The organism is Bacteroides reticulotermitis JCM 10512 (assembly GCF_000517545.1).
GTDB classification, from domain to species: Bacteria; Bacteroidota; Bacteroidia; order Bacteroidales; family Bacteroidaceae; genus Bacteroides; species Bacteroides reticulotermitis.
This window is the reverse complement of the sequence record NZ_BAIV01000028.1, coordinates 30,248-43,061: the sequence shown is the minus strand read 5'-3', so window position 1 is coordinate 43,061 and position 12,814 is coordinate 30,248. Positions and strand designations below refer to the sequence as shown.

Genomic DNA, 12,814 nt, shown 5'->3' with positions numbered 1-12,814 from the left:
GAGTGAACCGTGCAACCGCTCACGCTTTTGGCGACAATTCATGAATATATCCTGAATCTTTTGACTCCGCACGGAGTCCGGAAATGCTGATGTTGTAAGGTAAAATCATTCTAAGAGTCAACGGCTCAAGAAATAAGCGAATCCAGACTACCTAACGGAAATATGAATTAATTAACTTAAAACCAATCAATTGGCGGCGAACCAATTGACTAATTATATCCCTAAATTAGAACGAAATGAGAAATTTTGCCAGTTATCAAGTCGACGTCCATCACCGTACGAGCGGCGTCATCAAAACCGTTTGTGAAAAATGCCGCCCCACCCGACGAAACAAACGCGATCATTCACTGCGTGTCAATATCGACACAGGACACTGCCACTGTTACCATTGTGGAGCCGATTTCTATGTTCCCGACGAGGAAGAGGAACGACGCAAAGCCGAACGGAAGGCTGAGCGCAAACGTCAGTCCGCCCTCGCTCCCCAGCATTTCCGCCGGCCTGTGTTCGATGCCTCCCGAACTGTACTTTCCGAGGCTACCGAACGGTGGCTTGTCGAAACTCGTTGCATCCCGCAATCGGTCATTGCCGACCTGCGTATCACCGAACAAGAGGAACTTATGCCCCAATCCGGCCAAAAGGAACGTTGCGTCTGTTTCAACTATTTTGAGGGCGAGCAGCTTGTCAACACCAAGTTTCGCAGCGGTGCAAAGCACTTTAAAATGGTGCAGGGAGCCGAACTGATTCCGTACAATATCGATTCCATCCTCGGACAACCTTCCTGTATCATTCACGAGGGTGAATTAGATGCCGCCTCTAGCCTTGCCGCCGGATTCAAGAGCGTCATTTCCGTACCTGCCGGTGCCAATGCCAACCTTGCATGGATGGATCGTTTCATGGAGACTCATTTCGAGGATAAAAAAGAGATCTTGATTGCTGTCGATTCCGATGCTGCCGGACTCAAACTGCGTGAAGAACTTGTCAACCGACTTGGGGCGGAACGCTGTCGCATCGTCAGCTACGGGCCGGGCTGTAAAGATGCCAACGAACACTTGCTTAAATACGGATTAGAGAGTCTTCGCATTGCGATCCAACAGGCGGAGGAGGTTCCGCTCGAAGGTGTTTTTACGGCTCTCGACCTGCATAGCGAATTGCGTGCGTTGTACGACAACGGTTTCGGTCCGGGAGCGGACACGGGTTGGAAAGCGATGGACGACATCTGCACCTACGAGCGTCGCCGCATGATTATCGTCACGGGCATACCCGGATCGGGCAAATCGGAATGGATCGACGAACTGGTCTTGCGGCTCTGTCTGCGTCATCAGTGGAAAATCGCTTTTTTTAGCCCTGAGAACATCCCTGTGGTCTACCATCTCCGCAAACTGATCGAGAAACTCACCGGTTGCCGATTCCAAAACGGATTTGGAATGACCGACGGACTGCTGGCACGTTCCGAAGAGTTCTTGGCTGAAAACGTGTGTCACATCACCCTCAAGGGCAGTGCCACACCCGACCGTGTGTTGTCCAAAGCTCGCGAACTGGTTGCCCGTAGAGGTTGTCGCATCTTCGTTTTTGACCCGCTCAACCGCTTCGATCACACGCCCGAACCCGGGCAAACGGAAACGCAGTATCTGTCGAATCTATTGAATAAAATCACGGAATTTGCCAATCAGTGCAACTGTCTGGTGGTGCTTGTTGCCCATCCCCGCAAGATGAATCGCAATCCGATAACCAATTCCACACCTCGTCCGGAAATGTACGACATCAGTGGTTCGGCGGACTTTTTCAATAAAGCCGACTACGGTTTGGTGGTGGAGCGCGACCGGGAAGTGGGCGTGACTCGTGTGTACGTGGATAAAGTGAAGTTTAAGCATTTGGGGCAGGGAGGAGAGGCGACCTTTGTTTACGACCTTGTCAACGGGCGTTATTTGCCTTGTGAAGAGTCGCACGAAACGGGTGTACCACCTGCTCAACGGGTACGAAATACGCAGTTTGATAACACTTGCTGGTTGCCCGAAAAGGATCTGTTCGGGCAGATGGTGGATGTTGCGGATGATGAAACACAGGGGTAGGGCTGTGCATGGCACGCTTGCGTATGGCTTCGATGCGGTTTCGTTTACCGTTCGAAAAGGGAGCTATATATAAAAGGAGTCAGGGCAATTTACAGCCTGATACGCCTACTCATTAATCGGAGTCAGCTTTGTTTTTCGTTCGGGAAAGGGATTTATGGGTGGAGTGAGTCAGTGCAACTTGAAGCCTGATACGCCTACTTACCATTCGGAGTTAGCTTTGTTTCTCGTTCGGGAAAGAGATTTATGCGTGAAGTTAGACAGTGCAGTTTACAGTCTGATGCGTCTACTTACTAATCGGAGGCAGCTTTGTTTCTCGTTCGGGAAAGGGATCTATGCGTGAAGGGAGTCGGGGCGACTTTTAGCCTGAGACGTCTACTTACCATTCGGAGTCGGCTTAATTTATTGCTTGGCAGAGGGTTTGCAACCTAGAAAGAGTCGGGTTGATCGCCAGGAGGGGCAAAAAGCGTCTGGAAGAGCAGTTGGCCGGATGAGTGACCGGTCGATTTAGCGAGGCAAAGGGAGGGACCTCGCTAAGGCTCTTCCAGCGCTTCAACAATCAGTTTCACCTGTGCAGGCGTGTATCGACGGCTTCGGCTGGTCATTCCCGTAGATAAAAGCCGCTGCCGAAGTCCGGGAGCAGCATCGATCCACTTATTGAATTGTTCAACGGCACTCTGTTGCAAAATGTCGGGTAGATAGAGTGCGGCAAGTTCGCCTTTGCCGTAGCTTCGATATTGGAACGCTTTTTCCTCCTCCGACCAGCCGCTTTTGTTTGTCTTTGAATTGTACATAATAACCTGTTTGTGTGCGCTTTACTGCTCATAAAGGTACTTATTTTCGCCGAATTGAGCAAGCCAATATTGAAAAAAAATAAGGTGAATGAAAAAAAACTTTCGATTGGTATGAAAATTTGTCGATAATTTCTTGCAGGTTTCATTTTATCCATTAACTTTGCAGGTAGATAAAAGGTCGTACTTTATTCAAGGATTCTTGTAGATAAATTAGAAGTCAACTTATTGTTTAACTTAACAAAAAAAGATATGATGAATAATACAAGAATTGGTTCGAACGCAGGCAAAGTTTGGCGCATATTGAATGAGAAAGGTGAGCTTTCGATGTATATGCTATGTTGCGCCACTAGTTTTACTTTCGAAGATGCGGCTTTAGCTATAGGGTGGTTAGCACGGGAAGGTAAAATAACACTTCGAAGAAAAGACAATATGGCTTTTCTGAGTGCAAAGATATAACGTTTTTCTGGGTGAGTGCGATGCACTTTTATTTATTGTTGCAACCTTGTCAACTCTGCATGCTTATTCCCTTTTGCAGGTTGATGAGGTTGCTGAAAATAAGAAACAAATATTTTAAGAAATTTGTTTCTTATGTGTCATGTTTGTTCTTTTTTGTGCTGTTTGAATCTATCCTTTTATTGCATTGCTTCACGCTTCTTTCTTTTCTTGATTTATTATTACTATATTTGCTGATAAGTAATGACGTAAATGTATAAATAAGATGATCGACATAGAAAAAATGGTAAGTTCCCTAAAACTTGCTACCAACAAAAGTATCGCTGAAGCACATCAAGGTAAAGTAGAAAACAAGCATAGGCTAATCATTTTGATCGTAATACTGATTGCTATATGCGGTTTGGCTCTTTTATCTATATTTACGGCCCCGCCAAAATGGGTGATCATACTGTGTTTAGCTGCTGTGATCATATTTGGTTTTATATTATATCGTCTTCTTTATCAAGAAGAAGGTACCAGGCCTAACTTCTTTAGGAATAAGCTTGGTGAGAAAAAGAGTCTTTATAATTATAAGCGGGAAGTGATGTATTTACGTTTACTTCTGGAGGGCAGCATCTCTCCTCATCATAGCAATCTTGATTTTTACGATATTATATTAAATAGGATAGGAGATAAAAAAAAAGTGCCTGAAATTTCTTTCGAGACACTACTTATACTATTAAATATATGTACTCTTATCATAGTACTTTTTGACTTTCTTCTTAACGGTAGTGAACCTATGTCTGCTAAAGCGCTTCAAGAATCTGCTAGGTTTCAAGCTTTTTTATTGGTTTTGAAGTTCGCTATATTCTTTTTTGCTATGTGTGCTGTGGTCTGCTTCCTTATTTATAGACGTGCTAAACCTTACATTGATTTGCATTCCATTATTAGCGATCTCCGTGATGAAGACAAACTAAAATTTAAGAAGGGCAGTCATTGTTCTAATGAACTGCACCTGCATGTATCCATTGATACAGTCGATAAAGAATCTAAATAAGGTTAGGCGGGGGATAGTTTCTCCCCCGTTCACTTCCTTTTCCCGACTCTCTTGGCACTCTTTTTCTTTTGACCTTCTCTTCCTCGCCTTCCCAACTCCTTTGGACATTACTTTCTTCCGGCTTTTTTATCGCTATCTTTTCTTCTGTTCCATTCCTATTCCTGGCTCCTTTAGCATTCCTTTCTTCCGGTTTTCCCTTCAATCACTCCCCGTGAATCCGGTTTAAACAGGTTTAATCCGGCATAGTCCGGTCTAGTCCGGTTGAATCCCGATTTGTACTTTCACGTTGCCGTACCTTTGTTTAACTAACCGAGGGGGAGGTGAAACTTCCGCTCATAAAGTAAATAATATGGCAATAGTAACAGTAGTGCGCTACAAGCGCAGAAAGTTGATTGGTGACAAAGATTCACCGCAGGTTTATTCGCTTCGACCCAAATGTGGCGATGCAAAAGTGTACTCCATCGAAGCCTTAGCCAAGGAAATCGAATCCATTGGATCGTTATCGGCGGAAGATGTGACCCACGTTATGAAGTCCTTCGTCCGCTCGATGAAGCGAGTGCTTGTCGACGGCAATCGGGTGAAAGTGGACGGACTAGGCACTTTTTACACCACCCTCACCTGTCCGGGTGTGGAGGTTGAAAAAGACTGTACGGTGAAAAGCATCACCCGGGTTAACCTCCGCTTCAAGGTGGACAACTCCCTGCGATTGGTTAACGACAGCACGGCAAGTACCCGAGGAGCTGAGAATAACGTCGTCTTTGCGTTGGCTTCCGAAGTGAAGGACTCATCGGGCGAAGGTGGTGAAGAAGGGGGAGGTGAAGCACCCGACCCAACTTTGTGATAATCCGAGGTGAAACACTCCATTGATCGATCTAGCTAGCATGCGCAAATTCACTGAACGGAATTCCACCGAACGACCTCAGTTGCCCGATCTGGCATAAACAGTTTCACGGATCGATCTAATTGGCACGAACCGTTCCCCCGAATGAGTTTCCCGAACGATTCTGCATGAACGATTTCATTGCGATTGACTTTGCACGAACAAATTCGCTGAACGAAATTCCGCCGAACGACCTCAGTTGATCGACTTTGTGTGAACTGTATCACAGACCAATCTGGCTAACGAGAACCCGAATGATTTCACCGAACGATCTCAGCCAAGACAGTACTTAGTGCCGACTACCGTACCGCCTTGGCTTGCTTCGATAGCCGCACCATTACCAAAATGGTATTGGTTGCGCAATGAAAGTAATCATCAATAAAAGTCAGAAGTTATGATGGATAAGATTTTAGATGTAATATTAGAAGTACTCTTTTTCTTCCGCCGGAAGCGAAAAGGTAAAAAGTAGAAGGAGGTCCTTAAAATGAGGAAGATTGACCTGATTGTAGTCCACTGCTCCGCCACCCGTGCGGACAGAGACTTCACCGAAGAAGACCTTGAAATATGCCACCGTCGCCGTGGGTTCAACGGTATAGGTTACCACTACTACATTCGCAAGAATGGAGACATCAAAGTAACCCGTCCTTTGGAGCGTATGGGAGCTCATGCCCGTGGACACAACGAACACAGTATCGGCATCTGTTACGAAGGCGGACTCGACTACTGCGGATGTCCTGCGGATACCCGTACCGAGTGGCAGAAACATTCGCTGCGTGTGCTCATCTCTGCCTTACAGCAAGACTATCCCGGTTGCCGTGTCTGCGGACATCGCGACCTTAGTCCCGATCTGAACGGTAATGGCGAGATTGAACCCGAAGAATGGGTGAAGCAATGTCCCTGTTTTGATGTGGGAAGAGACGGTTAGTACCGTATGATATGAAGTAACTGGGGCTGTCCATTTTCGGGCAGCCCCAGTTCTTTTTATACGAAATGACGAATTACTCAATGCTTTTGTCTACGAGCGAGTGACTAAGACCGATCTGTTTCGTCCTCGCCGTGTTCGGTATGAATAAATTTCTTATTGGCCCCTTTCAGGCTGAACAGGTTGCCGATCATGGCCATGGCAAGTGCCGGAATCTGCAAGACCGCTTTAGCCAACTGTTTGTTGAAACGTGCGGCAGGGATGGGAACTAACATCGCAGCTACCTGTGCGGCCGACAATACCCACCATTTGATGGACATTACCCACTGATCACCTCCCGTTTGCCAACTCAGCAGGAGCCAAGCCAAGGTAAATAGAAAGGTGAAACCGAATACAGTCGCTAGTTGTACAAGGCGTGGCGGAAGCATCCATTGGATAATTTTGTCGCAATAGTCGAAATTGCCCCGAAGTAGCGCGCCGGGAAAATGCGGCAGCGAATTGCGCAGCGCACCGAACTGTGCCGCTATCCAACGCTTACGCTGGTTCTTGATGGCGTCTTTCTTCTGCGTCTTTTCATCGTACACGGGCAACTGTTGCAGAAAAGCGGTGTGAATGCGTTGTTGCAGTAGCAAGGCTTCCAACTCCTTGTCCTCACCGGCTGTTTGAAGCTTTCGCACATTTCGACGGAACCAGTCGGCATCAAACGCCATTCCCGACCCTGCCAGTCCGGCCGATAGTCCGAGTACGTTGTGTCCGCTACGGAAGATTCCGTTGTTTATCTCTTCGCTGATACCATCGAGCATCGAAATCTCGGTGTTCAGGTTCTTTCCGGTTCGGCGAGCTTGCACCGATTGTAGGCCGCTTTCGAAAGCCCGGTTGATCTCCGCCAGAAAGTTAGGTGAGGTCAGGTTGTCGGCATCCATGATAACGACCACGTCGTAGGATTGCACTTCGATGGTATCGATTGCCAGTGCGAGTGCTTTGGCTTTCGAACTTTCGGAGTAGTTGGCTATCAACAACCGGATGGGGAGCGAGTGCAACTCTTCATTGGTGGCGGACTCCATCTGGTCGGAAATGACTACGATGTCGAATAACGATTGCGGATACTCCTGTTGGAGGAAACTGCGCACGGATGATACGATGACACGATCTTCTTTGTAGGCGGGGAAAAGCACCGCGAATCGGCGAAAGCTGTTCGCTTCGGGGAAATGTGGGTTCCGGTAGAACTTAGATGCCAGGGCGTAGATCAACAGATAGGCTACGCAGAGGGCAAGCGGGAGAAAGAGTATCCAGTCAATGTAGATCATGGTTGTGAGGGATTAGGCGAGTTTACACAAAGCTTTTCTTCACGCAGGGTGGGCGACCATCCGTCTTTGGTTGCCCGGCATACTTCTCCGGCAAGATCCCACCGGCGTTGTAATAGATAACTCAGCGCGTTTTTGGCTGCGGCTATGGTGCTGAGGTAGATCAGGGAGACGGTCCGACGCGTGCCCCGCAGGTTCCGTCGGGCATAGAGCAGGCGGTTGCGCGTGAGGTAATAGGTGCGGGTTTTGCTGAGCTGTCCCGTGCTCCGGCTCTCTTTGTGGAAAACGGTGCAGCGAGGTTCGTACCAAAGCTCGTAGCCGGCACGGGTCATGCTTGTACACCAATCCAGTTCTTCGTAATAGAGGAAGAAGACTTCGGGCATCAGTCCGGCTTCTTCGATCACCCGTCGTTTGATAAGCATAGCGGCGCCATGCAGGTAGGGGGTGGGGTGAGCGGTATCGTAGCTTCCATCGTCCACACAATCGTAGCCCAGAGTCCGGTTGCGTAAGGCGAAACGGGAGAGAGGCGTGAATCCGGCAAACTGGACGTGTTGGGGCGGAAAGGCGAAACGAAGTTTGGGAGAGACGCCACCAATCTGCGGACTGCTTTCCAACCGTTCAACCAAGGCCTGTATGCCATCTTCTTCGATAAAGGTATCGTTGTTGATAAAGAAGAGGTAGCTGCCTTGGGCGTGCCGGATGCCTACATTGTTGCCTCCCGAAAATCCGTTGTTCACAGGGTTGCGGATGGCGGTAACAAACGGGTACCGGCTACTGATCGCAGCGGCTTCGTCCTCACGGGAGGCGTTGTCGACAATAATAATCTCGTAGCTCACCGAATGTATCTTGTTGCGGAGTGATTCGATCAGCTCACACGTGTCTTCCAATCCGTTGTAGCAGATTGTGATGAAGGAGATGAGCGGCTGAGCAGGATTCATGGCAGTTCGTTTAGGGGTTGTTCCGGTGTAAGGGCTTTCTCTTTACTGATTTGCTTGTCGATATGTTGCGCGGCAAAACACAAGGCGAATCCGGTGTACACAGGTAGTTGGTTGGGGTATTGCATCACGTCGTTGACGTAGGCGGCTATGAAGAACCCGGCGTCCATGCTGAGCCAAGCGGCTACCAGTCCCCGCAATCGTTTGTCTCGTACTTTAACCAACAAGATCCAAGCTCCCCACGCGAAAAGTATTCCGTGTATGGCGAGGTACAGTATGAGTCCGATGATACCGGTCTCCACCCATACGCTGACCAACCAGGAATCCGGTGGGTAGGGCATGCTTTCTTTGGGGTTGAAACGCTCCGATTTGGATAGCCCGATGCCATAGCCTATAGGCTTACTAGCCATCAGTTCTTTCATTCGCTCCCTGTTCTGTACACGTACCAGGTAGGAGGCATCTTCGGTAGGATGAAAGGCGGAACGTATCTTAAAGATGTATTGGTTGCCGCTGCCGATATTGGTGAAATAGAAAAAGCAGAATAAAGATATGAATAAGAGGACTCCACCAATCAGCATTTTCCAGTTCTTGGAGATGACAACGACCATGAGTATACCTCCTGCAATAACCGCTACGGCAGCTCTGGTTCCGGATATGGCCATCCCGTAAAGCCCACAAAGGGCAATGAAGAGGAAGAAGAGTTGCTTCCATCTTTCTTTGACAAAGAAGGCGGAAATGCCGAATAGGGTTGCCGACATAGCAGCGTGGACTCCATAGTTGGCCGCATCAGAGAAACAGGAGAAAAAGCGAATGCCCGACCAGATGATATGGGTACGCCATCCGCCTGAATTGTATAGGAAGAATAGGTCTTTTTCGCTGAAGCCGTGGTTTTTCTGCCAATAGCCTTTGATGGTGAAGATCAGCACAAAAACAGACCAGATGAATAGGAGTATTTCGATGCTCTTTGTACTACGGATGACTAATGGAACGAGAAACGCACATAACAGGGGGATAAGTGCATAGGGTAAGAATCCAATATTCCATGCATCTAAAACATTGTTGGGGTTGAATAACTCTAGCAGGTAGTAGCCAAGCCATATCAAGCACACAGTGAACATGAGGTTTCGCCCTTTACTCCAATCAGTACTCTTGTCTTTGTCGAGCTGAAACAAACAAATGGGGACGAGTAGGAGGGTCACTATAAGAGTGGCAACTCCTGCTTTCACATTGATAAATATTCCCAGTGCCATGAGGAGGAACTGGGCTAAAAACAGAAGATGAAAGCTTGTAAACTTATTCGTCATCATTGTTGGCTTGCTCCGATCGCTTGCGGAAGCTACCGGAACGTATCTTTTCGGTTAATGATAATTGGCTGAAACGGTATCCTAATCGGCGTAGCAAGGTGTACGGCGGGAGCATTCCGGTAAAGTCTTCTACGGCATTGGGCAGGGTGTGTGTAAGACACATTCGGAAAGGCACATCCGATTTGTTGACTTGACACAGGAACTGAGACGCTAGCTGTTGGTCGACAGTTTTCCATCCTCGATCGGCCGGAGACACCAGTAGGTTGACGTTAGAGTCGAGTAGTAATTCGGTCGGAATATTGCTCTGAATCAATGCCGGATAGACAACAATCAGGATGTCTTCTCCTTGCGGGGTATAGAAGTCGGTCACGCTCTTGGCTAGCAGGTAACGGGAGTCTTCGGTTTGGAAGTCCTCGCCATACACCAATAGCCGGGTGCGGAGGTTACGGCTTTTCCAGAACTCATCAAGCTGCCTGCCGAGTTCTTCTTGTCCGGAGTCTTCAAGGGTGCTGAAGAGGTTGACTATAAAGAGTTCCGGCGATTTTCGTTTGGTGAAGTAGCGCAACAGTGAATTGCTTAACTCCTGTATGGCGGCCTGAAAATAGATTTTACTCTGTGGGCTTGAATTGCTGTAGGGTATCGCACCGACAATTTTAAAGCCGGTAACTTTGCGGGCACGGGGTGCGTCGCGCAGCGTCCGGTCAATAAACTCGATGAGGATAAAGAGCAAGACCAGAAAGAAGAAGGTACCGACACAGGATGCTATCACGATTTGCTTCCGGTTGGTGGAATTGGCGGAAATCGGATAGGTGGCGTCGTTCAACACTTTGAGGGTGGCGGAAGTCATCTCCAGATTTTTCTTTCTCAACAAGGCGTCGTTATAACTTTGAAGAACGGTGAGGTAGTTACGTTCGGTAAAGTTGATCGAGCGTTCTTTCTGCTTGATGGTGGTTCCTACCGGAGCAAAGAATACATACCGTTCGTTGAGTTCACGACGGGAATCCTGAACGACCGACAACTCGGCTTTGGCCTTTTCGAAGGCAAGTGTTTGCTCTAGCCATTGCTCGATAATATTGGTTCGGGAAGTTCCTTCCTTGGTGTATTTATGGCTTACGTAGCTGTCGGATAAACTATTCAGCTCTTGCTTCAGCTGTGTCAGGCGTTTCTTGGATGCGTCTAGACTTTGATCATTCTTTTGTTGATTGGTGGGAACAGCCTCTGCCTCCGAAATTTCACCGGTTAGCGTCGATGCTTCTCTTACTTTCTCAATGAATTGCATATTCTTGAGCACTTGCTTGGCATTGCTATCCATATGTCTTTCGAGTTCTCCGAGCATGGATCGAGTACTGTTGTAAGCAAAAAGGGCATCTTGCTCGCGGAGTTCAAACTCTTTATTGATCGCTGCTACTTCTTTGGTCTCATCGTAGTAATTGATAATACGCTTTTCTACGTTGTACTTGGTCAGGTCGTCTTCTTCGTTACGCAGTTGTTGGCCGATACGTTCCAACTCGGATTTGAAATATTCGATTACTTTATCGGTCTCTCCATAACGGATGCGGCGGTATTCGTTGACGAACTCTTCCATCAGGATGCTGACGGTGTTGTAGGCAATACCCGGATCACCGGAGCTATAGCTGATGTCCAGCAGGTCGCTGGTCAATCGGCGTTGTACCTTGATATTCTTGAGTGCGTTGTAGCTATAGAAAGGATGGTTGTAGTAAAACAGCCCGTAGATGTAGTTGTCTTTCTGGGGTTTCATATATTTCTCCAGATTAGCAACGGTTTTGTCTTCACTGGTTTTGTCGATCAACGCCAGTATTTCTTTGCCATGCGGACTGTTTCGCACATGATCGTAGGTGGATCGGTAACTGGAAGCGGTGATTCCATCCATATCTTTATTCGGATCGCCTTTGATCAGCACGCGGGCGTATAAGCGCAAGCAAACCTGCTTCAAAGTACTTTCCGCTTGGATGATACTAATCAGGTTGTCCATTGAGTTTTGTATGATAGACCAATCGGTCCGTTTCTCGCTTTCCAAATTGTAGCCGGAAACAATGCCTGTATAGAGAGTAGCTTTCACATCGTAGCCTCCTCGCATATGGCGGGTATAGAAGATCGCAAACAGGGAGATAAGTACAGTGACTGAGATAATTACCCAGCGGTGGCGGAATAGGGCCCGTATGATGGATATAATAAAGTCCATAGTCTTGTTTTTTACTTTTTGATAATAGGAGTACGTGCAATAACCTCGAGAATCATTAGGCTCTTTGTTAACTCAAACTTACTATTTTCATAGGCTTCACGGGCTTGTGACTGTCTTTCTTTATAGTCAGCTAGTTCATTGGACTCGATGGTTCCGTTGGCGAAGTTCTTTTCGGATATCTCGTATTGTAGGTTGGATAATACCAGATTCTCGCTTCGCAACTGGAGTACTTTCAGTTGCGAGGTTGCCATGGCGTACATTTCGATAATGTTCTTTTTGATCTCATCATACTTGATCTCTCTTTCCAGTTCGGCACTTTTCACGCTGAGCTTCTGGCGGGTGACACGTGCTTTCAGATCAAACAATTGATCGAGCGGAATGTTTACGCCTGCCCCCACGGTATAGCCGTTTTGTGCTTGGGTGGAGTAGGTGAGGTAAGGGGCAATGGCGACATCGGTATAGGTTGATTCGTTGCCGAACATACCGTATTGATAGCTGCCTCGCAGAGAGAAGAATCCGAGAACCGAACGTTTCTCTTTGGCGAGCAGTTTGCGCTCTATGGCAGCCTTTACATCGGCCATTTCGTAAACGGGACTATTTTTGGCATTCTCAAACAATACGTCCAAAGGAGGTAGGAGGATGTTGCTAAAGTTGTCATCTAGTAAGTTGGCATCGTTGTTGGCTTCCTGCGCCATTACGTTTTTTATACAGCCCAACAGAAGGCTGATACTAGGAAGTAGAATTTAAGTTGCTTCATAAATCAACTTTATTTATTTGCTACTGGAACATTACAGTGATGCAAATATAGAAAATAAATTTATTTGTTGCCTATCTTATATGGGAAATTGTAAATAATATGCTTTTTTTCTGTGAAGAAGCTCTACTCGATCCGCTTGTTTGCCGAATAAAGAACGAGC

Annotated in this window: 11 protein-coding genes; 5 read left to right on the top strand and 6 right to left on the bottom strand. The window is 47.4% G+C overall.

The genetic code is table 11. From position 1 onward, the window contains the following. The first annotated feature begins 236 nt into the window (after positions 1–236). On the top strand, positions 237–2,069 hold the full coding sequence (locus tag JCM10512_RS15925; RefSeq protein ID WP_044164690.1) for a bifunctional DNA primase/helicase: 1,833 nt from the start codon (positions 237–239) through the stop codon (positions 2,067–2,069). A gap of 530 nt (positions 2,070–2,599) precedes the next feature. On the opposite strand, the gene JCM10512_RS15920 is transcribed toward JCM10512_RS15925, so the two are convergent. Further along, positions 2,600–2,860, bottom strand: coding sequence for a DUF4248 domain-containing protein (locus JCM10512_RS15920; RefSeq protein WP_044164689.1), 261 nt, complete (start codon positions 2,858–2,860; stop codon positions 2,600–2,602). A gap of 249 nt (positions 2,861–3,109) precedes the next feature. On the opposite strand from JCM10512_RS15920, the gene JCM10512_RS15915 reads away from it, so the two are divergent. The 4 genes from JCM10512_RS15915 (at position 3,110) to JCM10512_RS15895 (ending at position 6,154) form a co-directional block, all read left to right on the top strand. Beyond that, positions 3,110–3,316: a winged helix-turn-helix domain-containing protein gene (locus JCM10512_RS15915; protein ID WP_148298433.1), complete on the top strand. Its 207-nt coding sequence runs from the start codon at positions 3,110–3,112 to the stop codon at positions 3,314–3,316. Positions 3,317–3,578: 262 nt separating this feature from the next. Beyond that, positions 3,579–4,349: a hypothetical protein gene (locus tag JCM10512_RS15910; protein WP_148298432.1), complete on the top strand. Its 771-nt coding sequence runs from the start codon at positions 3,579–3,581 to the stop codon at positions 4,347–4,349. 349 nt (positions 4,350–4,698) lie between these two features. Continuing rightward, entirely contained in the window at positions 4,699–5,190 is a 492-nt protein-coding gene (locus tag JCM10512_RS15900) for an HU family DNA-binding protein (protein WP_044164685.1), read from the top strand. Between the two features lie 523 nt (positions 5,191–5,713). After that, the gene (locus JCM10512_RS15895) at positions 5,714–6,154 is read left to right on the top strand and encodes an N-acetylmuramoyl-L-alanine amidase (RefSeq protein WP_044164684.1); all 441 of its coding nucleotides are present in this window, start codon (positions 5,714–5,716) and stop codon (positions 6,152–6,154) included. A gap of 104 nt (positions 6,155–6,258) precedes the next feature. Here JCM10512_RS15895 and JCM10512_RS15890 read toward each other — a convergent pair whose 3' ends face one another. The 5 genes from JCM10512_RS15890 to JCM10512_RS15870 are packed head-to-tail and all read right to left on the bottom strand — an operon-like array spanning position 6,259 to position 12,592. After that, positions 6,259–7,458 (bottom strand): glycosyltransferase family 2 protein, encoded by a 1,200-nt coding sequence (locus tag JCM10512_RS15890; protein ID WP_044164683.1) that lies wholly within the window; start codon positions 7,456–7,458, stop codon positions 6,259–6,261. After that, positions 7,455–8,393, bottom strand: coding sequence for a glycosyltransferase family 2 protein (locus tag JCM10512_RS15885; protein WP_044164682.1), 939 nt, complete (start codon positions 8,391–8,393; stop codon positions 7,455–7,457). Before JCM10512_RS15885 ends, JCM10512_RS15890 begins: the two co-directional genes overlap by 4 nt. Further along, positions 8,390–9,697: an O-antigen ligase family protein gene (locus JCM10512_RS15880; RefSeq protein WP_044164681.1), complete on the bottom strand. Its 1,308-nt coding sequence runs from the start codon at positions 9,695–9,697 to the stop codon at positions 8,390–8,392. The genes JCM10512_RS15885 and JCM10512_RS15880 overlap by 4 nt, the downstream gene beginning before the upstream one ends. Then, positions 9,684–11,897 carry a GumC domain-containing protein gene (locus JCM10512_RS15875; protein ID WP_044164680.1) on the bottom strand — a complete coding sequence of 738 codons (2,214 nt, stop codon included), beginning with the start codon at positions 11,895–11,897 and terminating at the stop codon, positions 9,684–9,686. Before JCM10512_RS15875 ends, JCM10512_RS15880 begins: the two co-directional genes overlap by 14 nt. Before the next feature lie 11 nt (positions 11,898–11,908). Further along, positions 11,909–12,592 (bottom strand): TolC family protein, encoded by a 684-nt coding sequence (locus tag JCM10512_RS15870; protein ID WP_081741385.1) that lies wholly within the window; start codon positions 12,590–12,592, stop codon positions 11,909–11,911. Positions 12,593–12,814: the final 222 nt, after the last annotated feature.

What these genes read in the sequence shown, in the direction of transcription:
- JCM10512_RS15925 (WP_044164690.1), top strand. Translation starts at nt 237, where the DNA reads ATGAGAAATTTTGCCAGTTATCAAGTCGACGTCCATCACCGTACGAGC.
- JCM10512_RS15920 (WP_044164689.1), bottom strand. Translation starts at nt 2,860, where the DNA reads ATGTACAATTCAAAGACAAACAAAAGCGGCTGGTCGGAGGAGGAAAAA.
- JCM10512_RS15915 (WP_148298433.1), top strand. Translation starts at nt 3,110, where the DNA reads ATGATGAATAATACAAGAATTGGTTCGAACGCAGGCAAAGTTTGGCGC.
- JCM10512_RS15910 (WP_148298432.1), top strand. Translation starts at nt 3,579, where the DNA reads ATGATCGACATAGAAAAAATGGTAAGTTCCCTAAAACTTGCTACCAAC.
- JCM10512_RS15900 (WP_044164685.1), top strand. Translation starts at nt 4,699, where the DNA reads ATGGCAATAGTAACAGTAGTGCGCTACAAGCGCAGAAAGTTGATTGGT.
- JCM10512_RS15895 (WP_044164684.1), top strand. Translation starts at nt 5,714, where the DNA reads ATGAGGAAGATTGACCTGATTGTAGTCCACTGCTCCGCCACCCGTGCG.
- JCM10512_RS15890 (WP_044164683.1), bottom strand. Translation starts at nt 7,458, where the DNA reads ATGATCTACATTGACTGGATACTCTTTCTCCCGCTTGCCCTCTGCGTA.
- JCM10512_RS15885 (WP_044164682.1), bottom strand. Translation starts at nt 8,393, where the DNA reads ATGAATCCTGCTCAGCCGCTCATCTCCTTCATCACAATCTGCTACAAC.
- JCM10512_RS15880 (WP_044164681.1), bottom strand. Translation starts at nt 9,697, where the DNA reads ATGATGACGAATAAGTTTACAAGCTTTCATCTTCTGTTTTTAGCCCAG.
- JCM10512_RS15875 (WP_044164680.1), bottom strand. Translation starts at nt 11,897, where the DNA reads ATGGACTTTATTATATCCATCATACGGGCCCTATTCCGCCACCGCTGG.
- JCM10512_RS15870 (WP_081741385.1), bottom strand. Translation starts at nt 12,592, where the DNA reads ATGGCGCAGGAAGCCAACAACGATGCCAACTTACTAGATGACAACTTT.